Below are 24,460 nucleotides of genomic sequence, written 5' to 3' on the forward strand. Positions count from 1 at the left end.
AGGCCTTGATCTGCAAACATTCTTTCAATATAACTGGGTAGTTCGTGAACAATGGTACGAGTGGTGTGAGAGTATTTCTGAAGAAGAGCTACTTGGGGCACGTACTGGTGGTGTAGGCAGCATATTGAAGACTCTGTTTCATATTGTTGATGTGGAGTGGAGCTGGATTCAAGTGTTGCAAGGTAAACCGGATTTTCAGGAGGATTTCGAACATTACAAGTCTTTGCAGCAGGTAAGAGAACTAGATGCGAAATTCCGGCCCGATGTAGAGCCCTTTGTACTTTCTTGGCATGCGGGTTTGGAGCGGAATATTTTTGAGGATCACCTGGCGGATGGCCGGATCGTGACGGATACTTGGGGTGAAGTGATGCGCCATGTGATCGCTCATGAAATTCATCATGTCGGACAGTTGTCCGTTTGGGCAAGGGAAATCGGGAAGGAGCCAGTTTCTGCCAATTTGATTGGAAAAGGGCTCCGATGATTCGGGAATCGACTGGGCATTGCTTATATCATGAAGTGCTGTCGCTGGAAAGCAGCGGCGGGAACCACAAATGACGAAGATCAACCCAGCCCTGACTATTGAAGCTAACTCCTCGAACCGAGGGGAGATAAGCAGTTTGGGTGGGTTTTTCATACAAGATGTGCAGATGATGTTCCTCAAGAAGACGGTTCTCGATCATACTAAAGCTCTCGGATCTAGCCTCAGGGTTAGGTTCTCGTGCAATGGTATAGAGCCAGCCTTCAATATCCGCACGAGTATGCGGTTCTATATGCTGGGAAAGCGTGAGATATAGATCAAATAAACGAAGCTGTTCATCCTCGTCACGAAATAATGAAAAAACAATCAGGTCGGCCTCCAGTCGGATCGGGCCCTTGAACTCCTCTGGAGACACGGAAACAACTGTACACGGATAACCTTGACGCTCTAGTTTAGCAGCAATACATTCAGCATCGTTAGCATATTGCGGAATGGTGGTTATTTGCAAGGTGACCTCATAGTCTTCCATTGACTTATGCGTTACAGACGCTGACTCTTCTTTTAAACAGGATACGATCTTTGCCCGAATAAGGGGGTCGCTAAGCGGTCCTTTTTTTTGTGTGTTGCAGGTAACAAATTTACGGATGTAGGACTCTGAATGAATCCGACTCCAAGAAGAAGAATTGTTGGATGAAGGATTCTGAATCACATGAAAAGCCGAGCCAGTATCTGAGGAATCGGACGTAGTATCCCACGGAACATACATTATTTCGACTCGATCTAAATGAGCTCTTCCTAGAAAATAATAAGGAAAAACCTCCAGCACACAAGTGTCCTCATTCATGTCCACAACCTTAAATGGTCCTGTCCCCACAGGTCTGCGGCCAAAGCTAGGTTCGTCCATTCCTTCTAAATCACGCGGAACAATTGCCGCTCTACTCGTACACAAGAAAGGGAGGAATAGCTCATTGGGCTGTTTAAGTGTAATTTGAACGGTGGATGGGTTTAGTGCGATAACTTGCTGGATTTCTTTGAAAATATAGCTATAGAGTGTCCGCTTTGAGGTTTGCATCAGCCGTCCCAAGGAATAGACTACATCTTTTGCCGTCAGTACTTTTCCATGATGAAACAGTACTTCTTTGCGAAGAAAAAAAGTCCAAATCGTACGGCTCACATCCACTTCCCAGGCATGAGCAAGACTAGGCACAATCTTATCCCGTTCCCCGCTGCGTCTCACTAATCCGTCGAAGACATGACTGGAAACAAAAGACTCTGCCAATAGATTCATATGAAGCGGGTCGAAGGTATGTAGCTGCTGGGTGATGGGAAGCCGCAGGGTATCAATCTGTTTGTCACTTCGGATTTCGGAATGATGACCAAAATAGGTCAGCAGCCAGCCTTGTAAAGTATCCTGCAGCGAGGAAGAGCTGGCATGGGTTTTGATGCCATCAATAGCTTTGTGAACATCTTTACGGCTGATAGCCTGCATCATGGATTGAAGCGCAATTTCTTCGGAAGGGACAAGGAACTGTAATAAGGAACGACTTCCACGTCCGCGCTTCGGCGTCCATTGGACCCATTCCAGCTGCATCATTTTATTCACAATATGCATGGCATTGCGGTGTGTACATCCGAAGGTCAAGGCTAGCTCATCCATCGTAACTGAGATTTCTGTGACTCCCCCAAACTGCGAGTGCAGCTTTAAATATTGGCTATGCAGCTTCATGGTTTAAGTCCCTTTCAGAAAATAGGAAATTATTAAAAAATTCTTTCTCTTTTTTTTCTTATTTTATCACTTAGAATAAGGATAAGAAAGTAAGAATATGGGGGTGTTTACCATGACCGATGAAACGGAGCTTAAGCTTAATCGATCACTTGCCGCTTTAATTGTTGCCTTCTTACTGGCGATTGTTCATCAGTTGTTGTTCTACGGAAAGTTGCCAGGTGTTTCTTATCCTATCTTCGTTTGTCTGTTTTATGTTTATATGCTTTATTACGCTAAGGCTAAAATGCGCAAACTGACCAAACTCAGTTATTTCTGGTTTGGAGCGATTTTTCTACTCTCGATGACCTATGTGTTGTTTCATAATCTTTTCTACTTTGGGTTGAACCTATTAGTAATCCCTGTGCTGATTTTATTACATATGACTTATTTGCTAAGTGATAAACGCCCCTCTTGGAGTCAATTCAGAATACTTTGGGATACACTAGAGCATTTGCTTCCCCAGAACTTTCGCCACTGGGGTACTGTGTTCAAGGACGTCAAAAGTAGCAGTGATAGTAAGGTGAAGGATGGACGCAAGCAAGTGCTGGGGAAAGTGTTTACAGGACTTGCGATCTCTTTACCGATACTGCTTGTTGTGATTACCCTGCTGGCCTCGGCCGATGGTGTGTTTCATCATGTGCTAATATGGCTGCCAAATATGCTGGATCGAATTTCATTTGGTGAAATTATTGTGCGGACGTTATGGGTACTCCTGATAGGCATGGGATTGTTCGGCTTAGTATGGGGCTTTGTAGATTCGAAGGTCTATGACTGGAATGTGCAACCAAGGGAGTATGGACCTGTGCAGGCGCCTGTGACCTTTAAGGTTGATCCAGTAATTATGACGACAATTCTTATAGCTATTAACACGGTATATGTTCTATTCGTAATCGTCCAATTTTCTTACTTGTTTGGAGCTTGGGAAGGGATGTTACCAGAGGGTAGTTCCTATGCTGATTACGCTCGTAGTGGATTCTTCGAGTTAATTATGGTGACCGCGATTAATTTCGTGATTCTAATGCTGGCATTGGGATCAGAAGGAAAGAGGGGCGGACTGCTCCAAAAAGTCATTAATATTATGCTGTATATCTTAGTTGGCTGTTCAACTGTCATGTTGTATTCTGCCTATACTAGACTAACCCTATATGAAGAGGCGTATGGATATACTACGATTCGTTTCCTAGTTCATGCATTTATGATACTTATGGGTTTGCTGTTGATTCTTGCAGCTGTACGGATTGTAGTGCCCCGTTTGCCGTTGGCTAAATGTTATATTGTGCTAGGTCTGACCTCTTATGTTGTTATGAACTATATAGGTATGGATGTCATTATAGCTAATAAGAATATGGAGCGTTATGAGGTGAGTGGTAAGCTGGATGCAGATTATTTGGTTGGTCTGTCACCGGAAGTCATCCCCTCTCTGATTAAGTTCAGTCGTAAGGAAGACGGGATGCTAGATCAATTTTTGAAAAACTAATGGTGGGACGGTGCTCAGCGAGAGCGGAAGTGGCAGTCCTTTAATTTCCCGGAATATCAGGCGCAGCGTGAGCTGGAGAAGTATTTTGCACAGTAAAGGTTAGAAGAAGGTGTGAGGAAAGTGAGAAAAAAGCCATTTAGTAACGGCTGGTTATTTATCATCATTTTTATTACGGTAGGTTTAAGTTATGGAATCTATCATATTTATTTATACAATGCCCCAAGACAAAGTCATTACTCTCGTGTATCCAGCAGCAATCTAGAGCAGGAACGTCTGGGAGACATCCAGCTGCTTCAGAGTCTCGAATCGCTCATCCAGGCACCTAAACCACGTGACGATATTGAACGGTATCAATATTATCATTTGGACAACGAAACAACAGTAGCCACAGCGCGTGGTGACGATAAAATCATTCTAATTAGCGTCTATTCCGATCTGAAGATAAGTACTGCCAGAGGTATTCATGTGGGGTCTTCTACAGATGATGTGATTGGAGCTTATGGCTCTTCTTATTATAAAAGAGGGGAACAAGGGGCTGATATTATCGGGTATGTGGATAAAATCAATCATCGGAATTTAGAATTTTGGTTACAAGATCAGAAAGTAAATATGATCCGATATAGTGTGGACTCTGTTGTGATGTAAGGTGTTTTGGGATATCCTTACAAGCATAAACGCCTTCGGCTTCCTTATAAGGTCGATAAGCGGTTAAGCGAGAAATATAAGAAATATAGTATTGTGTGAAACTTATACTTTCTTATATTATTAAAAAGGACATATGTCCTTTTTTTGTGGGGTATTCTAAATTACACTTATTTGAGCAAACAATAGAGGGGGCACCACATGCAAACGATAACTGACCGTGAAGCTGTCCGTGCCTTGGCAGTGAAGAACGGTCTGGACGGAATTTTTAGCCCGCTAGTCACGTATAAAATGGAATTGAGACGTTATACGGATGAAGAGAAGCTGTGTTTGGTTGGCGATCAGTTGGATGGGATGTTCATATTGGTTGAGGGCAAGCTCAAAATTCAGACACTGCTGCCGAACGGCAAATCTATGCTGGTGCGGTTTACAAATCCGATATCAGTGATTGGGGATGTGGAGCTGCTTCATCGCTTTCCTGTCAAGAATCAAGTGGAGTCTGTGGGTGAGAGCTTGATTCTTTTTGCCGGGAGAAGATTACTGCTGAGAGAGCTTGAGGAAAATACAGCTTTGTTACGTTTTCTCGTAGGGGAACTTAGTCACAAATTGCATACGCTCGGTCAAGCCTCCGCACTTAACCTGTTGTATCCGGTCGAGAATCGATTTGCCAGCTATTTGATGTCTTTATTCGCCGATAAAAACGGTGACCGACGTGTGGAGGAGATTCGGACCTCAAGCCTTATAGAGACAGCAGAGTTGCTAGGTACAAGTTATCGGCATCTTAACCGAATCGTGCGTCGTTTTATTGATGAAGGAATTATTGCAAGAAATCGTGGACGCTTAAGCGTACTGGATGAAGGGAAGCTGGCGGAGCTGGCGAACGGAAATTTATACGAATAAAAAGATCTCTAAAGACCATTAGTTCAGCCTTGGGCCGGACGTAGAGGTCTTTTTGTTTTTTTAAGCGAACATTCAGTTCAATTTCAGAGAAGCTTAAGGGAACGATAGTAGGATAAAAGTACCAAATCGGGACCTACTATACATATAGAGATGAGGAACAACGATGTTCAGAAATATCCGTGGGAAAATTGTATTGGGATTTACTGCTGTGATTGTAGTTTTTCTAGTGGCTATAGCAGGAAACACATGGTTTCAGGGAAAGGCTACGATGCTGACGGATCAGGTCAATCGCAACTGGAACAAGCTTTCGCTTGTTCAGGGATTAACGGATAAAATTCGTACGGCAGATGAGCTCGGGGCTCGTTATGTGATGAGCAACACAGATGCTGAGCGAAAATCATATCTTTCTAAGTACGAAGAGACGCTCCCATTGATTGAGAATGCCATCAAGGAGCTGGAGAGTGTTAGATTAAGTGAAGAAGAACTAAAGGGTGTAACGGAGCTGAAGGGGAAATGGAATGATTATTTGATCGTTTTGAAGGAAGCCTTCGCCTTAGCTAAGGACGGGAACTTCCCGGAAGCGCAGAAGAAGTTTACCAATTTATCTTTAGATGCAATGATTGAATCTCAGATTGTATTCCAGAGCATGCTCATGGAGGAAATACAGAACGGGCAGAGTCAAGCAGAAGCCCATCGTAATAACGCTATGATTACTAGCTTTGGTGTGACAGGATTATCGGTTGTTCTTGCCCTAATTCTTGCACTATTAATATCTGGACGAATTATTAAACCACTTCGTGATGTGAACACACAGCTGAAGGAGATTGCAGATGGAGATGCCGATCTTACTCGCAAGCTAAACGTTCGGTCAAAAGATGAGATTGGTGAACTGGCGTTTAATTTTAATAAAATGACAGAAAATTTGGGCTCGATGATTGAACAAGTGAAGCTATCGGCGAATAGTCTCGCGAATTCCTCTACAAATCTTACCTCGGATAGTGGAGTGACAGCAGGTGCGACAGAACGAATATCGGATATTATGGGTGAAGTAGCTTCGGGAACTGCTAAACAGATGAATGATCTACAGACCAATACAATATCATTCTCAGAAATATCGATAGGAATCGGTCAAATTGCCTCCAGTGTTCAGGATATTTCTGAAGCCTCGCATCGTTCTGCGTCGTTTGCTATTGCCGGAGATGAATCACTTCTGGCGGCAGGTCAGCAGATGGAATCCATTAATCGATCTATACATTCTTTGTCACAGCAAGTCCAAGGCTTTGTTAATCGATCACAGGAAATTGGCGGTGTTGTAGGAGTTATAAAAGGGATCGCTTCGCAAACGAATATGCTAGCGTTAAATGCGACGATTGAGGCAGCCCGCGCGGGTGAGCAAGGGAGAGGCTTCGCTGTAGTTGCCGACCAGGTTCGTAAGCTGGCAGAGCAATCCGCAGAATCCGCTAATCAAATTGCGGAAATGGCGAGCGGGATTCAAAGTGAAGCAGATAATGCGACGAAGGTTATGATGAGTAGTATGAGTGAAGTAAGGGGAGGCACGGAGATTATTCAGCAGGCTGGACGTTCCTTTGGTGAGATTCGGTTATCTATAGATTCACTAGCCGAGCAGGTTCAGGAAGTATCTGGAGCTGTGGAAGAGATCACAGCGGCTACGGAAGAGATTGTGGAATCACTTCGAAGTGTTACGACAATTGCAGAAACGACTGCAGCGAGTACACAACATGTGTCGGCAGCCTCACAAGAGCAAAGGGCTTCGGTGGAACAAATTGCTTCCTCTGCAAGTGAATTAAACTTAATGGCTCATGGACTACAGGGGCTGGTAGCTAGATTTAATGTATAAGGCGAGCTTCGGAGAGTTGAGGGGGAATCCCAGTGCTCTCTGGAGCTTTCTTTTTTTATTTGGTTGAACGTAATATCCCACATACTAAGCATAGAAATTGCCATCGACGTCCACCTTCCTATAACTTATATTATTACCATTATTAGTTAGTTTGTGGTCAACCTCTGGGTATAGATCAGTGACTTATTGAAGTCAGAGTCAAGGATACGGGAGGACAGGCAGCTAATAATAAAACGATTGTTAAGTCTCGTTGAAAACTATCAGGTCCATTTTAGGAGGCGAATGTCTATAACAATACTATTTTGAAAGCGTATTCTTATTGGCTGCATAGCTTCACAAAACTTTGGGAGGTGGTTCTCTAATGATAGCAGCTTCTAAAAAAATTACGGGTAAGTCGGCAGTAATGTATTTTTTGATTGTAATATTGTTTGTAGGTCAATTAGCGTTGTACCCCTCGGTGAGTTTAGCTGCGGGGAATTTAGCCCAAGGTAAAAGCATTACTTCAAGCTCATTTGGCGATGTTTATGTAGCAACTAATGCCAATGACAGCAATCAAGGAACGTATTGGGAGAGTGTAAGTAACGCATTCCCGCAATGGATTAAAGTGGACTTAGGCGACGTAAGCAGTGTCAATCAGGTTGTTCTAAAACTGCCGACGAACTGGGAAACAAGAACCCAAACGTTGTCGGTGGAGGGAAGCTCTGATGATTCTACTTACACTAATTTAGCAGCCTCTGCCAATTACACCTTTAATCCAGCAAGCGGATCTAATACTGTGACCATTAATTTTACAGCTGCGAGTGCTAGATATGTTAAATTGAACTTCACGGCAAATACAGGATGGCCAGCAGCACAGTTATCGGAATTTGAGATTTATGGCAGCACAACGACACTTCCAACAACAGGATATGAAGCGGAGAATGCTGCTTTATCCGGTGGAGCAAAAGTCAATACAGATCATACCGGTTATACCGGAACCGGATTTGTAGATGGCTATTTGACACAAGGAGCAACGACTGCCTTTAGTGTTAATGTTGCCTCTGCTGGAAACTATGATGCCGCATTAAAATATGCAAATGCTTCAGGCAGCACAAAAACGGTAAGTATTTATGTAAATGGGACGAAATCAAAGCAATCTTCTCTTTTAAATCTGGCCAACTGGAATACATGGTCCACAAAGGTTGAAACGCTAGCCTTGAATGCTGGTGCTAATACGATTACTTATAAATATGACGCTGGTGATACTGGAAACGTGAATCTGGACAACCTGATCCTTACTCCATCTTCAGCACCGACAGCAACACCATCACCAACGGCAACGCCAACGGCCACATCGACACCAACGCCAACACCGACAGTAACCCCAACACCAACGGCCACACCAACGCCAACACCAACCCCAACACCGACAGTAACACCGACACCAACGGTAACCCCAACAGTAACCCCAACACCTGGGACGGGTTCAAATTTGGCTTTGAACAAAAGTATAACTGCGTCGTCCTCAGTCTTTACCTTTGTGCAGACGAATGCGAATGACGGTGATGTAACTACTTATTGGGAGGGGGCAGGGGGAAGTTATCCGAACACATTAACTGTTAATTTGGGCAGTAATGCTGATGTTACATCGGTTGTTCTCAAGCTGAATCCTGCATCGGCGTGGTCCACACGTACTCAGACCATTCAAGTGCTTGGGCATAATCAGAATACAACGGCTTTTACGAGTCTTGTACCTGCGACCGTGTATACCTTTAATCCGGCAACCGGTAATACAGTGACGATTCCGGTCACGGCTACGGCTAGTGAATTGCAGCTAAAGATCACTACCAACTCTGGTTCAAGTGCTGGTCAAATTGCTGAATTTCAGGTAATTGGTACACCATCTGCGAATCCAGATTTGACGGTGACTGCTCTTACATGGACTCCAACCTCTCCAATTGAGACGGATGCCATTACACTTAATGCAACAGTTAAGAATATAGGATCTCTAGCATCTGCTGCAACTAATGTGAATTTTTATTTGGGCACTACCCTTGTAGGTACTAGTCCAGTAGGTACTATAGCTGCTGGCGCATCAACGAGCGTATCTCTTAACTTGGGCGCAAAAGATGCAGCAACCTACTCATTAAGTGCAAAGGTCGATGAGAATAATACAGTGATTGAATCAAATGAGGGGAATAATAGTTTTACTAGTCCGGCTTCCCTTATTATTGCTCCAGTGTCCAGTTCTGATCTGGTTGCTTCCTCCGTCAGCTGGACACCTGGCAATCCAGCAGGCGGCAACACTGTAAGCTTCTCAGTTGCCATTAAGAATCAAGGTACAGCAGCTTCCGCGAGTGGTGCGCATAACATAACTCTGACGGTTTTAGATGCTACTACGAATGCGGTGGTTAAGACTCTAACAGGCTCCTATAACGGCGTGATCGCAAGTGGGGTGACCACAGCGCCTGTAGCTCTTGGTAATTGGACTGCAGGAAATGGCAAATATACTGTGAAGAGTGAAATTGCAGTAGATGCTAATGAGCTGCCTGTAAAACGGGCTAATAATATTCAGACGCAGTCACTGTTCATCGGTCGAGGTGCGAACATGCCTTACGACATGTATGAGGCTGAGGATGGAGTTATTGGCGGTGGGGCCGTGAAGCTTTCAGCCAACCGGACCATCGGCGATCCTGCAGGTGAGGCTTCAGGCAGAAGAGCAGTCACTCTGAACACCACAGGTAGCTATGTTGAATTCACGACAAAAGCCAGCACGAACACTCTGGTTACTCGTTTCTCGATTCCAGATTCAGCGAGTGGTGACGGCACAAATGCTACGCTTAACATCTATGTTAATGGTGTCTTTAGCAAAGCTATTAACTTAACCTCTAAATATGCATGGTTGTACGGTTCTGAGACAAGTCCTGGAAATTCGCCAAGCGCAGGTTCTCCACGGCATATTTATGATGAAGCTAACATTATGTTTGATAGTACCATTCCGGCAGGAAGTACGATCCGTTTACAAAAGGACACCGCTAACACTTCTCAATACGCCATCGACTTCATCAGTCTGGAGCAGGTTTCACCGATTGCTAATCCAGATCCGGCTAAATACACTGTTCCTGCAGGCTTTACGCATCAGGATGTTCAAAATGCGCTTGATAAAGTGCGGATGGACACCACAGGAAATCTCGTAGGTGTATATTTGCCACCAGGAAACTATCAGACCTCTAACAAGTTTCAGGTCTACGGCAAGGCAGTGAAGGTTATCGGTGCGGGTCCTTGGTATACAAGGTTCATTGCTCCAACTAACCAAGAGAATACCGATGTCGGATTCCGAGCCAGTGATACTGCGAATGGATCTACCTTTGCGAATTTCGCTTATTTCGGAAACTATACTTCTCGTATCGACGGTCCTGGTAAAGTATTTGATTTCTCCAATGTGGCGAACATTACGATCGACAACATCTGGACTGAACATCAGGTCTGTATGTACTGGGGAGCCAATACCGATAACATGGTGATTAAAAACTCACGTATCCGTAACACCTTCGCTGACGGCATCAATATGACTAATGGAAGCACGAATAACCTGGTGTCTAATATTGAAGCACGGGCAACAGGTGATGATAGCTTTGCATTGTTCTCGGCGATTGATTCTGGTGGTGCAGATATGAAGGATAACATCTATGAGAACCTCACTTCAATCTTGACTTGGCGTGCTGCTGGTGTAGCTGTCTATGGTGGATACGCAAATACCTTCCGTAATATTTATATTGCGGATACACTTTGCTACTCCGGGATTACAATCAGCTCTTTAGACTTTGGATATCCGATGAATGGCTTCGGAGCTTCACCGACTACGAATTTTGAGAATATTTCTATTGTTCGTGCAGGTGGGCATTTCTGGGGCGCGCAGACTTTCCCGGCGATCTGGGTATTCTCGGCCTCCAAGGTCTTCCAAGGTATCCGAGTCAATGATGTGGATATCATTGATCCGACCTATCATGGCATCATGTTCCAGACCAACTATGTAGGTTCCACTCCACAATTCCCTGTAACAGATACCATCTTTAATAATGTTACAATTACCGGTGCGCAAAAGAGCGGCGATGCTTTTGATAGTAAATCCGGAGTGGGTATCTGGGTGAATGAAGCTGCTGAGGCTGGTCAAGGTCCAGCCAGAGGCTCAGCAACCTTTAACAATCTGAAGATTACGAACACGGTAACAAATATTAAGAATAATACATCTACTTTTACCATTAACGTAAATCCGTAAATTGTAGATCAGTAGTCAGTTATAATGAAGCCGCCTACCCATAAATTTGGGAGGCGGCTTTTTAACTTAGGGAGCTTGCAAGCTCCAGAATCGACAGGAGGTGCCACTCAAGTTACAATGAAGGGTATGTAAAGTAATGAAGGAGGCGCTATATATGACACCACTAGTTGTTAACAATATAACTGAGCTGATTGGGAATACACCGGTTGTGCGACTAAATCGGTTGACCACCCCCCAAGATGCAGAACTATATGTAAAGCTGGAACGCTTCAATCCCAGTGGCAGTGTAAAGGATAGAGCAGCTTATAATCTGATCCTGCAAGCAGAACTAGCCGGGCTGCTGAAGCCCGGAGGGACCATTATAGAGCCGACAAGCGGAAATACAGGCATTGGATTGGCTATGAATGCCGCTGCAAAAGGCTATAAAGCGATTCTTGTCATGCCTGACAATATGACGAAGGAACGAATCAACATTCTAAAGGCTTATGGCGCTGAAGTTGTTCTGACTCCTGCAGCGGAGCGGATGCCGGGAGCTATAACAAAAGCAATCGAGCTGGGGAAAGAAGTGGCAAACAGCTTTATTCCACAGCAATTTGAGAACAAAGCGAACCCTGACATTCACCGTACTACGACAGCTCTTGAAATTATGGAGCAAATGGAAGGGAAGCTGGACGTGTTCGTTGCTTCTTCGGGAACAGGTGGTACGATAACTGGTACTGGGGAAGTGTTGCGTGAGCAGCTTCCAGATATTCGTATTCTAGTTGTTGAGCCGCAGGGCTCACCAGTATTATCCGGTGGAAAGCCTGGACCGCATAAGCTGGTTGGAACCAGTCCGGGCTTTATACCCGCCATTCTGAATACAAAGGTCTACGATGAAATTGTTCAAGTTTCGGATGAAGATGCACTGAATACCGTGAGAATGCTGGCAGCACAGGAAGGAATTCTGCTTGGCCCATCAGGTGGAGCCGCAGTATGGACAGCATTGCAGGAAGCACGGCGCCTCGGGGCCGGCAAGCGAGTGCTATGTATTGCACCTGATGCGGGGGAACGTTACCTGAGCATGGGAATATTCTAACTTCGTTTGGAGGAAAAAGAATGAATAAGCTTATGGCAAGTTTCTTTATTGTTCTTATGTTGGTGGGTTGTTCCAGCAACAACTCTTTGACCAGTGATGGCGATCATGTTGAGTCTACACCGGAAAAAAGTGCGGAAACTGTACTGCCTTCACCAACGCTTCCTCCAAGCGCAGAGCCATTACCAACTCCAAGCAAGCAGAAGACTGAAGCATATCTAGATACTGAGAAGCTGAAGATGAATTTTGGCTTTGCGGATGCAGAGGGGCGGAATATTCTAGTTACCGGGCATGAAAAAGGGCTGGATCAGGAGATGGCACAATTAAATGAGGCTATTGGTGATCAGGGGAATGTGTTAAAGGTTAAATTTAATAAATGGCAGGATGGAACAGAGAACAGCAATGGCCGGGAGATGGCACATAATTTTGTAAATCTGGCGGGTTATCTTTTTACGGTGGAAGAAGCAAGTGCGACCCCGGATGAAACCTACTATTTGACGGATCAAACAGACTTTAAGGTTGATGCGCTTTTGCCTATTGAATCCTTAGAGGGTCAAGAAGCTTTATCTACTGTGGAAGAAAGGATTCGACAGCGTATTGTAGATACGAAAAAACGTGGAATTCAGAAAATCTGGAAGCTGGCAGACCTATCTACAGATCGACAGCTGTATCTCGTTCAATTCGTAAGGCTGGATCAGGATATGTTATTTAGTCTCGTTTGGAAAGAAAAAGATGAATTTACCTTCATGGACTATCCAGCGGTGATTCAAGGAGATGAATATTCGGTCTGGCGGGTGGATGATGGCGGAGAGGTTATCCCTGAAATGTTCTCCATCCTTTTTGCTGCTGATACCTCAGAGGGCCCATTACTCGGCCTGAATTGGTGGGGCTCAGAGGGAGTAAATACGTTTTTTCTGAAAAAAGAGGGAGATTCGTTTAAAGAAATGGATATCCAATATGGACGTTATACTTCACCAATTTAGGTAGGATTTCGCAGTAAAAGTAGAAATGATTGGGTGCATCGTGAGATGTATCTTTTTTTTGCTTCAATATAAGAAAGCCTGCTTATGATATTATAAATGTCAGCAATCACCGTTTAAAATACTTAAATTTGTAACATTAATGGGTCTATATAGCCCGATCGAGTCATGTCGCTTAGATGAGACGGTGATATTGTTAAGCATAAGATGTGCAGGAGGGGACGGCAACGTATAAACAAATAAAGTATATGATCCTGTTATTGCCAACGCTAATGGTGGGGATCTGGGAGATTGTGCGTCACCAGTTTCTAATGCCTTATATTTCTATGGATTTGGGGAACTATTTGACGCCAGTCCTGGTGTTTTTAGTCAGTCTTGTGTTGCTCGTCCCTTTGTTCTCTCTTATGGAGCGGAATCAGCGGGAGCTGGAGCAGGAACGTGCGCTTAAAGATGCAATGAAGGCTCGGGAAGGACTTGCCAAAGAACTGCATGATGGAATGGCGCAATCTTTATTTCTCTTATCTGTCAAAATCGACCGGCTAGAAGTAAGCCGCAAGAATGGTGAGGTCAGTGAGGAAAATGTGGATCAGATCAAAAAGACGGTCCATGAGGTGAACCGATATGTGCGGCAGGCCATTGCCAATCTGAAGATTCCGGTCTCAGAGCAGAGTTCTTTTTCATTGGAACAGTCGGTAAAAGATCAGCTAGCCCAGATGGCGAACGAGATTATGATCGAAGCCTCTCTCGATTGGAGCCTGCAAGATGATGCGCTCTCCCCTTCGGAAAAATCAGAATTGTTATCCTGTATTCGCGAAGCGATCATTAATGTTCGTAAGCATACACGAGCTGGACTGGTTTCAATTACTGGCGATGGCGATGAGAAGAATTGGAGGGTAGTTGTTACAGACAATGGAGAAGGATTTCAGTATGATCCATTTGAAGTGAGTGGCAGCTACGGACTTCAGATCATGAAGGAACGTGTCGAGGGGATGGGCTGGAAGCTTAGGCTGACTTCTGGTGACACAGGCACCCAGGTTGAAATTACGAAAGGGGAAGTCAGTCCATGAGCCGATACCGGGTTTTAGTTGTAGATGACCATGCACATGCACGTGAGGCGATGTGCGAGATTTTGTCCATGGATGATAGTTTTGAGGTCATTGGAGTAGTGGAGAGTGGTGCTGAAGCGATCGCTTTCACAGCCCAGTGGATGCCTGATCTCATCCTAATCGATATTCAGATGCCGGAAATGGACGGGCTGGAGACGACTCGCCGGATCAAGCAGGAATATCCTTATGTCAAAATCGTTATCGTTACCGTATCGGACGAAATTTCCCACCTCCTCGAAGCGCTAAAGCAAGGAGCACAGGGGTATTTGCTAAAGAATCTGGCACCTTCCACCTGGATTCAATATTTGCAGGCCATTGTTAATGAAGAAGCACCGCTTAGTCGGGAGCTGGCTTTTCAAATCTTGAAGGAGTTCACCGTACCCTCTGTAACGGATGAAGGGGAGTCGTTGACGGCTAGAGAGAAAGAAATTTTAAGCTGTGTATCTTCTGGATCAAAAAACAAGGAGATTGCAGTGAGCTTGGGGATTTCGGAGCATACCGTAAAAAACCATTTGAAGAACATCCTCCAAAAGCTGCAACTCCAAAACCGGACGCAGCTGACTCGTTATGCCTTGGAGCAAGGACTTGCTTCGCGTAAACGAGATTTTTCGAAAGATGTATAGCAGGAAGTTAAGGACAAAGATATATAATTATTGATGAGAAGAGGCTAACTATGAACAGATTATCTCGCAAAATAATGACGTTATTCGCACCAGCTGCAGCAACATTGTTATTGTTCGCAGCAGTGGCTAGCGCGCACGTAACCGTGGCACCAGCACAATCTAGCACGGGGGCATGGGAGACTTATACATTAAAGGTTCCTTCGGAAAAAGACGTGGCAACTGTACAAGTTGATCTACGAGTTCCAGCAGGTGCCGAGTTTAAACAATATGAGGCTACACCCGGATGGGATGTTACCATTGAGGGGAATAAGGTTAGCTGGATAGCTAATGGTGAGGGCATTCAGAAGGGGCAATTCCAACGCTTCTACTTTACGGCCAAGAACCCTGATGCCGCTGGCGACATTGCATGGGATGCTTATCAGCACTATGCCGATGGAAGCTTGGTGCAATGGTCCGGTGAGGCTGGAACAGAGAATCCGCATTCCATTACTACAATTGTACAAGCTTCCGGTGGGGATGAACATTCTCACGGTTCCAATGTGAAGAGCGATTCCATGAGCATGGAAGAGCATAATGCTATTATGAAAGATGAGGAAAAATCAAACAGTGTCAATCCAATGGTCTACATTGCAGTCGGGATATCTTTACTTGCCTTTTTAATAGCGGCTATAAGTATATTGCGCGGGCGGAAAGAGTAATAGGGGAGCATTATATTCCTTGATCTGAGTTGGATACTTGATAAGAAAAAAGTTTGAATTTATAACTGTGAACAGTCTCGAGTGAAGTTTGAGACTGTTCACAGTTTTTTTTGTGGAAATTTGGCAATATGATCTTTAGGACATGAAAGAAGCCCCAGCCGATAAACGACGGGAGCTTCTTTTATGTTTTTTTGTTGTGAATTACTTTTACTTGTCTACAGCCGTTTCCGCTTATAGAAGGTCACAAAGACTGCAGTCAGCAGTAAGAGAAGTATCGCGACCCCAGTAGTGATGGCTTCACTCGTGCTGCCTTTTTGCTGCATAGCGCCAGCACCGCCGCCAAAGTTACCACCCATGCCACCAGGCATACCGCCACCCATTCCGCCACCGCCAGGGCCATTTCCACCTTCAGGGATAGCTGGTCCACCCATGGCACCCGGTGTACCGCCAGGCCCTCCAGTGAATCCACCTTGAGCAGCTTGCCCGTCGGTGTTGGTCTGCGCACTCTGAGCAACTTGCCCGTCGGTGTTGGTTTGACCACCTTGAGCAGCTTGCCCGCCAGCTGTTGCTTGCGTGTTACTGCCGGGACCCGCGCCGGCATCAGGGATAGCCGGTCCGCCCATGGCACCGGGCTCACCGCCTGCACCGCCCTGAGGAGCCTGCCCATCCGTGGCAGCTTGCCCGCTTTCGGCGTTCGGTGCAGCACCACCCGCGCTCTGTTCCGCCCCCACGCCAGTCTGCTTGTTACCCGCGCCGTTCGTGCCTTGTCCAGCACCAGAAGCACCAGCACCAGTGCCATTCCTAGCGCCATCACCAAAGCCGCCGCCCATGCCACCACCCATACCGCTTCCCGATCCGTCACCGGAGGAAGGAATGGTTCCGTCGAGCTGTTGCTGGATATTTTTAGCCATGTTCGACATGAAGGTCTTAACAGACTTAATCCCTTCTTCATATTGCTCGAAGGTGTAGAAAGCAGAAGGATCTGCTTTGACATAGCTGGAAATCATCATGTCCAGCTGATCCATTCTAGTTTGGAACGTATCATCAGCTAGATAGCCATTAATCATTTCGCTGACGATTTCGTGATATTTCGCTTTGTATTCGTCGTTAGCAAGTAGCTTCGCAATCAGAGGACGTTCAGCCAGCGTGCCTTGTGTAGGCTCGTCAATCAGTACGTCTGCGCTGCCCATGCCGCCAAAAGCCATATTATAATCCCACGGCAGGATCGAGAAGACGCCTTCGTCTTCATATAAGTAATAATTTTGTTTATTACCACCTAAATAACTGTCCATATTTGCCGTGACCGCATTTAGAGAGATATACTTCAGCGATTCCTCTACGTCGATGTATTTTTCATAATCGGTGCCGTTATTAAGCTCATTCAGCATATCGATCAGAATATCATCGTTAGATTTATCCGACTTCATTACTAATCCGGTATAGAGGGAAGGGTCGTCACCAAGCCAAGTCAAGTCACTGCCCTGACCGGTCATTTCCCCTTTATAAAGTGCGCCGTAAGAGTTCCCGAAATTGCGTTCCAAATATGCGTCGCCGATCTGTTCCACCGCGAGGTAGAAGCCCTTCAGTTCATCGTTGACGTATACATTAACGAAGGAATATTTCGGCGTCGGAAGTCCGACACTTTCAGCGAGCTCGTAGGTCAGAAATTCACGCATATAAGAAGCATCGCTGTAATTGTTATTCAGGTTGATCTTAGTGATGCCAAATAAGTTCTGGTTCACATATTCATCAAAAGAAATTTTAAAGCTGTACCGATCAGAGTCTGTCATCTGTACTACACTTCTGAGACTAAGATTTCCTTTGGTCCGCACGGCAACGTTATCGAATTTAACGCCGTTGTACTCAACCGATGCGGTTTTATATTCTTCCGCGCTGGCATTATCCAGCATATCCTGAAAATCATCCGGGTCCAAAGTGATTTTGACATCGACGACCTTATCTTTTGGAAAGACTTGCTCGTCTAGATTTTTCTCGTCGCTCGAGACTACCTTATCCTTAGAATCTGTTGCAGTTTCGTTTGTTGCCGATGGACTTGCGTTCTGGCACCCAGCTACAGCGATGACCAGCAGCAGGCAACAAAGACTCAGCAGGATAGATTTACCTCTTGCTTTCATCTGGGGCACCGCCTTTCATCTTATTATGTTTAGGATACATAGTCACCGCTGTAGCTGATCAGAAGTGCGTTTTTAACGCCCTTTAAGTCGGAAACAGTATTGACAAAGCCACCTACTTTATCATCAAGACGAAGCTCCAGTGTTAATTCGATATTGTTTGCAGATACTGTTTTTTGCTTCACGTTGTAGCGTTTCACGGATTTGGTGATATGGTTGTGGACTTCACGTTCACTCTCATCGCCATCACAGTTAATGACCAGCAAGTATGGTGTTTCGATAGAAGAATGCTTGATGAACAGAAACAGAATTAGACCAATGATGATTGAACCCACAATAGCCAAAGTGAAGAAGCCTGCGCCAGTTACAATCCCTGCGACTGCTGCCCAGAACAAGAAGATCAGATCTGTTGGATCTTTGATCGGCGTTCTGAAACGAACGATGGACAATGCGCCGACCATACCGAGGGACAGAACCAGGTTAGAGTTAATGGCGATAATGACAGTGGCTGTAATCATGGTCATGCCCATTAGCGAGACGTTGAAGCTTTTGGAGTATAACACTCCGCTAAATACACGTTTATAGAGCAGATAAATAAAGTATCCGATCAGAAAAGCCACACCTAAGGTGATTAGCATTTTCGAGATGCTTATATCGGAGACAAAGTTGTCTATCACCGAGTTTTTAATGATATCTGAAAAAGTATTTGTGGTTGTATCTGTTGTTGCGGTTGCTGCCATTGTTGCTAGTGATGCATTCATAATCAATAATCCTCCCAAGTGTTGGTTTTTAAGAATTTGCGGCAGATCACATATTTTGAAGCGGACTGTCTGTTCAGCCCCTCTAACTGCAGCGCAATTTTAATGTATTCCGGAATGTACTCATCGAATTTCACTTCAAAAATAATAAAGTTCTCATCCATCGCCCGAATCGGATGCAGATCCTTATCAAAAATATCCGTCGAATGCAGACCGGTACGTAATTCTTTATCAAACGTGATCCGCACGTTGCCGTTGTGGCAAACATAGGGCTCGCGAATATAATCCACGATGACCTTCGGCCGAAGAAGGTTATGGCGCATCTGATTGTATAATTCCATGAACAGTGGACTGTCCGGGACATTCAGGACCTCATAGTTACCTGCCATGATCTCGTCGTACATTTGACGGGTCAGCGGCTCTTTAATTTTGGCGATATAATCGTCCATTTTGATTTTTTTCTCAAAGTGAATGATGTTGTCTTGAATGTTGTAGATACGAATACGATATTTGGCGCGTTCTCTGAGACCTCCGAGTTTGTCGGCAAGCGCCGAGTTGTTGATGTCGTCAAAATACAAACTGCGGATATGATATTCGCCACTTTCATTGGCATGCTGGTCTGTATCAATCAAACTCTGTAATCGTTGGCGTAATACAAGGTATTGATGATAGTTAATGAAGAATTTTAGCTCATGCCGGAATTGAAGCTTGTTACTCATTTTCCCACCTCGTTTCTATCTCTATCTCTGTCGTTGGCTAACCTTCTTGCACAACTAATTCTAGGAGACAGACCTTATGCTTAACTTAAAATAGACTGAATGTTAGCTGAATGTTTTACACTGCGTTAACAAAAGTATAGATCTATAGATTTGACTTCTGACTTTCTGGAAGGCTATCTTAGTTAGAAGACTAGAGAGAAAAATGAAGGAGGAGCCGTGATGAAAGACTATAAATTCGCCATCATTCTAGGGATAGTAGTGATTGTTCTGATCTTGGTGGCTGTTGGGATGGAGTGGTCCAAATCCGGGAGCTCCAAGAAATCATCAGCCCCGTATGATCTTGTTACCACCTTTAAGGGAGATGCGGGAACGAGTCGTGCGTTCACTTGGTATACTAGCGATTCCAATGCCGCAGGAGTTCTGGAGTTAGTAAAGGGACAGATGTCCTCTTTTGTAGAATCGGATGTACTAAGGATAGAAGCAAATAGTAGCACCATAAAAACGGACCATGGTACCAGAGGTGTTCACAAAGCGGAGGTTACAGGACTTGAACCTGGGACGTTATATTCTTACAGAGTGGGCAGCGGGCTTGAGGGAGGATGGAGTTCAGTTGCGGAATTCACCACGGAAGAGGTTGAACTAGATAGTGTTACGTTTATCAACGTCGCGGATTCTCAAGGGGAGAGGGCGGATGATTTTAAGCTGTGGGGGAAGACATTGAGCAAGGCCGTTCAGACCTTTCCAGAGGCAAAATTTATTGTGCATAATGGTGACTTAACGGAGAACCCGGAGGATTCGGCGGGCTGGGATCAATTTTTTGGTAACGTGCAAGGTTTGCTTTCTGGGATACCCTTAATGCCTGTTACGGGAAATCATGATCAGGTTGATGACGATGCGACGGACTTTACTTCTCATTTCAACCTGCCAGATAACGGGGCAAAAGGTTCTATTGCGGGCACCTCGTATTCCTTCGATTACGGTCCTGTACATGTGTCTGTATTGAATACGGAGAGCAATTTGAAAAAGCAAGCTGAGTGGCTGAAGCAAGATTTGAAGAGCACGGATAAGGAATGGAAGATTGTTGCGATGCACCGTCCGGCATACGGGGGCAATTCATATAAGAAGGTTGAAGATTGGACGAATATTTTTGATGCATATGAGGTCGATCTGGTGCTGCAGGGTCATAATCATGAGTACTCCAGATCCTACCCTTTGCGGGCTGGAAAAATCGTTTCTGAAGGTGAGAATCCGGTAGGTGCTAAAAAAGGTACGGTATATGTGGTGACCAATGCTTCCGGAGGGAAATTTAACGAGAAAAAAGAGGATCAGTTCTATCATGCGGTGCATTTTCAAAACTACAAGCAAATGTTCGCAGGGATTAGTGTTACCAAGGATAGTTTGACTTATCAGGCTTATGATGTGGATGGTAAGATGCTGGATGAATTTGTGCTTACGCATTAACCAGTAGTAGCTTTCTTCACCGTTAGGGTGGAGAGGGCTTTTTTGGGATTCTTCTGGATTTTTGATTTGACACTCCTCTTAGGGGAGGCGTTTATGGTTGTGAAATGTAATCTAAGGTGTGAAAATGGTACGATTTTTAGAGACAAACTTCATGAAAATACAACCATTTTCTATCGATTATGAAAAACATTACCATTATAATGAAAGCGTTATCAGAAAAATTTAAATAGTCGAATTTAGGGGGGAGGGAAGAAGCAGGGATACAGAGTAGGAGGAAAACAAAAGCAAACCAATAAAATTGTAGGAGGCGTAAAACGTGATTCGTAATCGTATCCGTATCCGAAAAACTGGATTGTTAATCCTGCTTGGCGCGATGATAGGCTCTTTATTCTCTGCATTCCCAGCTACTACTCATGCGGCCGCAAGTGAACCTTACAATTGGAAGAGTGTTGTAACGGGAGCCGGCGGTGGTTTTGTACCCGGAATTATTTTTAATCAGTCCGAACCCAATTTAATTTATGCCAGAACAGATATCGGGGGTGCGTATCGATGGAATCAGGCTACCTCTAGTTGGACTTCGATTAGTGACTCCGTAGGCTGGGTCGATTGGAATAAGAATGGTGTAGATGCCCTTGCTACAGATCCTATTGATCCGAACAAAGTCTATATGGCAACAGGTACTTATACTAACTCCTGGGATAATAACGGTCAGATCATGCGCTCTAGTGACCGGGGAAACACCTGGCAAACCACTCCGCTCCCTTTTAAGGTAGGTGGCAATATGCCGGGCCGCTCTGCGGGTGAACGCCTCGTCATTGACCCGAATAAGAATAATATTTTATTCTTCGGAGCCAGAAGTGGCAATGGGCTCTGGAAAAGTACGGACTCCGGTGTTACTTGGTCGAAGGTAACCTCCTTTACGAATGTAGGAACATATATTCAGAATCCGACACTGGATTATGGAAATGATCTCGTTGGCTTATCCTGGATTACGTTCGATAAGAGCACAGGAACACTTGGCAATGCGACTCAAACGATATATGTAGGGGTTGCCGATACAGCAAGCAGCGTATATCGAAGTACAGATGGAGGCGTAACTTGGACAGCTCTGGCAGGACAACCTTCAGGCTACTTGCCACATCATGGCGTGCTTTCATCTACAGGCGATCTGTATATTACTTATAGCAATGGTGTAGGTCCTTATGACGGAAGTAAAGGTGAGGTTTGGAAATACAATAAAACAAGCGGTGCATGGACGAACATCAGTCCTTCAACCGGAACGGATAATTGGTATGGCTTCGGTGGTTTAGCTGTGGATGTACAGAATCCTAACACAGTTATGGTATCCAGTTTAAACGCTTGGTGGCCTGATGAAGTGATTTTCCGCAGTACTAACGGTGGTGCAACATGGAGCCGAATTTGGGACTGGGGCAATTATCCAGAACGAACTTATAAGTTCAGTATGGATATCACAGCAGCACCTTGGCTCGATCACGGAACGACTTCGACCTCTCTTGATCCTTCACCAAAACTGGGCTGGATGATGGGCGATCTGGAAATTGATCCTTTCAACTCTAACCGGATGATGTATGGGACGGGGGCTACCATTTATGGCTCAAACAATTTGACCTCATGGGATACCGGAGGCAAGGTGAATATCTCTGTTATGGCAAAAGGTGTGGAGGAAACTGCAGTATTAGGGTTGATAAGCCCGCCAACGGGAACCTCCCATTTGATCACTGCACTTGGTGACGTTTCTGGTTTCCGTCATGAGGATTTGTCGGTAGCTCCAACTAAATTCCAGACTAGTCCTTCATGGGCAACAACAATGAGTATTGATTATGCAGAGTTGAGTCCATCATATATGGTACGGGTAGGCAGTGCAGATAAAGAGAAGACACCAAGTATGAAATCCATTGGTATCTCTAACGATGGTGGAGTGAACTGGTACATGCCAAATTCCGAACCGTCAAATGGCACCAAAACAACAGTGGGGCATGGACAAGTAGCTGTGTCTGCAAGTGGGAACTCTATTTTGTGGAGCACCTCGGATATTGGTGTGTACTACTCCAAAACAACAGGTAACTCTTGGACAGCAAGCGCCGGATTACCTGCAGGAGCAAAAGTAGCATCTGACCGAGTGAATGCTAACAAATTTTATGGATTTTTTGCTGGGGTCTTCTATGTTAGTGTGGATGGCGGAGCTACATTTACTGCCACTTCAGCTTCAGGTTTCCCAACCAATAATGTAGCTGGATTACAGCCGAATGAAGCTCAGATCAGCATGAAAGCAGTACCAGGAATTGAAGGTGACATCTGGTTTGCAGGAGGAAATACGACTGAGAATAAGTATGGTTTGTGGCACTCCACGAACTCTGGTGCGAGCTTCACGAAGTTAACCAACGTACAAGAAGCTGATCTCATTGGTTATGGAAAGGCTGCGCCGGGTCAAACTTATATGGCACTGTACACGGTAGCGAAGATTGATGGCGTGCGGGGTGTCTTCCGTTCCGATGATGTTGGCGCAACTTGGGTTCGTATTAATGACGATGCCCACCAATACGCCAAGATTAATATGGCGATTACTGGTGACCCAAGAATTTACGGACGTGTATATCTCGGAACGAATGGCCGAGGCACATTGTATGCTGATCCTGTCAATCTACCAGCTACAGGCTCAACCATTACTCCAACAACTGCAAGCTTCGATAAGAAAACAGCGAATCAGGCCGACGTTGCAGTAACGCTGACACTGAATGGAAATACGCTCAGCACGATCAAGAACGGAACGGCGGCATTGGTTACTGGTACAGATTATACGGTCAGTGGATCTACTGTGACCATTAAAAAAGCATATCTAGCGACGCAAGCGGTAGGAACAACCACGCTGACGTTTAGCTTTAGCGCAGGGGCTAATCAATCATTGGCGGTTGCGGTGACGGATACGACAACACCAGTAACTAACTCCACGATAACACCAACAACCTCAAGCTTTGATAAGAAAACTGCGAATCAAGCAGACGTAGCAGTAACTATGACGTTGAACGGAAATACATTGAGTGCGATCAAGAATGGAACGGCAACACTGGTTGCAGGGACAGATTACACGGTCAGCGGATCAACCGTCACCCTTAAGAAGGCGTATCTAGCGACGCAAGCGGTAGGAACGACCACTCTGATATTCAGCTTTAGCGCAGGTGCGACGCAATCCTTAGCGGTTGCGGTGACGGATACGACAACACCAGTATCCAACTCCACGATAACCCCGACAATAGCAGGCTTTGATAAGAAAACTACGAATCAAGCAGACGTAGCAGTAACTATGACGTTGAACGGAAATACGCTCAGCACGATCAAAAACGGAACGGCGACATTGGTTACTGGTACAGATTACACGGTCAGTGGATCTACTGTGACCATTAAAAAAGCGTATCTAGCGACGCAAGCGGTAGGGACGACCACGCTGACGTTCAGCTTTAGCGCAGGAGCGACGCAATCCTTAGCGGTTGCGGTAACGGATACGACAACACCAG

Annotated in this window: 16 protein-coding genes and 2 pseudogenes; 14 read left to right on the forward strand and 4 right to left on the reverse strand. The window is 45.1% G+C overall.

All coding sequences use genetic code 11. The annotated features are described in order from the left end of the window. Positions 1-10: 10 nt before the first annotated feature. Complete coding sequence (locus tag MKY99_RS11140; protein WP_339271595.1) at positions 11-481, forward strand: DinB family protein; 471 nt, start codon at positions 11-13, stop codon at positions 479-481. A 28-nt stretch (positions 482-509) separates the two neighbouring features. Here the strand turns inward: MKY99_RS11140 and MKY99_RS11145 are convergent, their stop codons facing one another. Continuing rightward, positions 510-2,204: an ABC transporter substrate-binding protein gene (locus tag MKY99_RS11145; protein WP_339270483.1), complete on the reverse strand. Its 1,695-nt coding sequence runs from the start codon at positions 2,202-2,204 to the stop codon at positions 510-512. Positions 2,205-2,316: 112 nt separating this feature from the next. Between MKY99_RS11145 and MKY99_RS11150 the strand changes: the two genes are divergently transcribed. The 10 genes from MKY99_RS11150 (at position 2,317) to MKY99_RS11195 (ending at position 15,857) form a co-directional block, all read left to right on the forward strand. Next, positions 2,317-3,720 carry a DUF4173 domain-containing protein gene (locus MKY99_RS11150; RefSeq protein WP_339270485.1) on the forward strand — a complete coding sequence of 468 codons (1,404 nt, stop codon included), beginning with the start codon at positions 2,317-2,319 and terminating at the stop codon, positions 3,718-3,720. Positions 3,721-3,840: 120 nt separating this feature from the next. After that, positions 3,841-4,365, forward strand: a complete 525-nt coding sequence (locus tag MKY99_RS11155) for a hypothetical protein (RefSeq protein ID WP_339270487.1) — start codon at positions 3,841-3,843, stop codon at positions 4,363-4,365. A gap of 198 nt (positions 4,366-4,563) precedes the next feature. Further along, on the forward strand, positions 4,564-5,262 hold the full coding sequence (locus tag MKY99_RS11160; protein WP_339270489.1) for a cyclic nucleotide-binding domain-containing protein: 699 nt from the start codon (positions 4,564-4,566) through the stop codon (positions 5,260-5,262). 163 nt (positions 5,263-5,425) lie between these two features. Continuing rightward, positions 5,426-7,120, forward strand: coding sequence for a methyl-accepting chemotaxis protein (locus MKY99_RS11165; protein WP_339270491.1), 1,695 nt, complete (start codon positions 5,426-5,428; stop codon positions 7,118-7,120). A 361-nt stretch (positions 7,121-7,481) separates the two neighbouring features. After that, complete coding sequence (locus MKY99_RS11170; RefSeq protein ID WP_339270493.1) at positions 7,482-11,378, forward strand: discoidin domain-containing protein; 3,897 nt, start codon at positions 7,482-7,484, stop codon at positions 11,376-11,378. Positions 11,379-11,532: 154 nt separating this feature from the next. Further along, a complete protein-coding gene (cysK, locus tag MKY99_RS11175; RefSeq protein ID WP_339270495.1) occupies positions 11,533-12,453 on the forward strand; it encodes a cysteine synthase A in 921 nt (306 codons plus the stop codon). Between the two features lie 20 nt (positions 12,454-12,473). Then, the gene (locus MKY99_RS11180; protein ID WP_339270497.1) at positions 12,474-13,433 is read left to right on the forward strand and encodes a hypothetical protein; all 960 of its coding nucleotides are present in this window, start codon (positions 12,474-12,476) and stop codon (positions 13,431-13,433) included. Between the two features lie 245 nt (positions 13,434-13,678). Next, positions 13,679-14,497 (forward strand): histidine kinase, encoded by an 819-nt coding sequence (locus MKY99_RS11185; RefSeq protein ID WP_339270499.1) that lies wholly within the window; start codon positions 13,679-13,681, stop codon positions 14,495-14,497. After that, on the forward strand, positions 14,494-15,159 hold the full coding sequence (locus MKY99_RS11190; protein WP_042187189.1) for a response regulator transcription factor: 666 nt from the start codon (positions 14,494-14,496) through the stop codon (positions 15,157-15,159). Before MKY99_RS11185 ends, MKY99_RS11190 begins: the two co-directional genes overlap by 4 nt. Before the next feature lie 50 nt (positions 15,160-15,209). Then, positions 15,210-15,857, forward strand: coding sequence for a DUF1775 domain-containing protein (locus MKY99_RS11195; RefSeq protein WP_052404250.1), 648 nt, complete (start codon positions 15,210-15,212; stop codon positions 15,855-15,857). A gap of 215 nt (positions 15,858-16,072) precedes the next feature. Here MKY99_RS11195 and MKY99_RS11200 read toward each other — a convergent pair whose 3' ends face one another. From MKY99_RS11200 to MKY99_RS11210, 3 genes are read right to left on the reverse strand one after another with little or no spacing between them, the layout of a single operon-like run. After that, positions 16,073-17,992: a CotH kinase family protein gene (locus MKY99_RS11200; RefSeq protein ID WP_339270501.1), complete on the reverse strand. Its 1,920-nt coding sequence runs from the start codon at positions 17,990-17,992 to the stop codon at positions 16,073-16,075. A gap of 29 nt (positions 17,993-18,021) precedes the next feature. Next, entirely contained in the window at positions 18,022-18,729 is a 708-nt protein-coding gene (locus tag MKY99_RS11205) for a DUF4956 domain-containing protein (protein WP_149644558.1), read from the reverse strand. A 23-nt stretch (positions 18,730-18,752) separates the two neighbouring features. Further along, positions 18,753-19,466 (reverse strand): polyphosphate polymerase domain-containing protein, encoded by a 714-nt coding sequence (locus MKY99_RS11210; protein WP_339270503.1) that lies wholly within the window; start codon positions 19,464-19,466, stop codon positions 18,753-18,755. A gap of 219 nt (positions 19,467-19,685) precedes the next feature. Here MKY99_RS11210 and MKY99_RS11215 point away from each other — a divergent pair, with 219 nt between their 5' ends. The 3 genes and pseudogenes from MKY99_RS11215 to MKY99_RS11225 all read left to right on the forward strand — a co-directional run. Further along, a complete protein-coding gene (locus MKY99_RS11215; RefSeq protein ID WP_339270505.1) occupies positions 19,686-20,927 on the forward strand; it encodes a metallophosphoesterase family protein in 1,242 nt (413 codons plus the stop codon). 373 nt (positions 20,928-21,300) lie between these two features. Next, a pseudogene (locus MKY99_RS11220) lies at positions 21,301-24,168 on the forward strand (X2-like carbohydrate binding domain-containing protein); the annotation flags it as partial. Positions 24,169-24,198: 30 nt separating this feature from the next. Continuing rightward, positions 24,199-24,423, forward strand: a pseudogene (locus MKY99_RS11225) (X2-like carbohydrate binding domain-containing protein); the annotation flags it as partial. Positions 24,424-24,460 lie beyond the last annotated feature (37 nt).

Origin of the sequence: Paenibacillus sp. FSL R5-0470, assembly GCF_037975205.1 — a bacterium.
Classification (GTDB): domain Bacteria; phylum Bacillota; class Bacilli; order Paenibacillales; family Paenibacillaceae; genus Paenibacillus_AQ.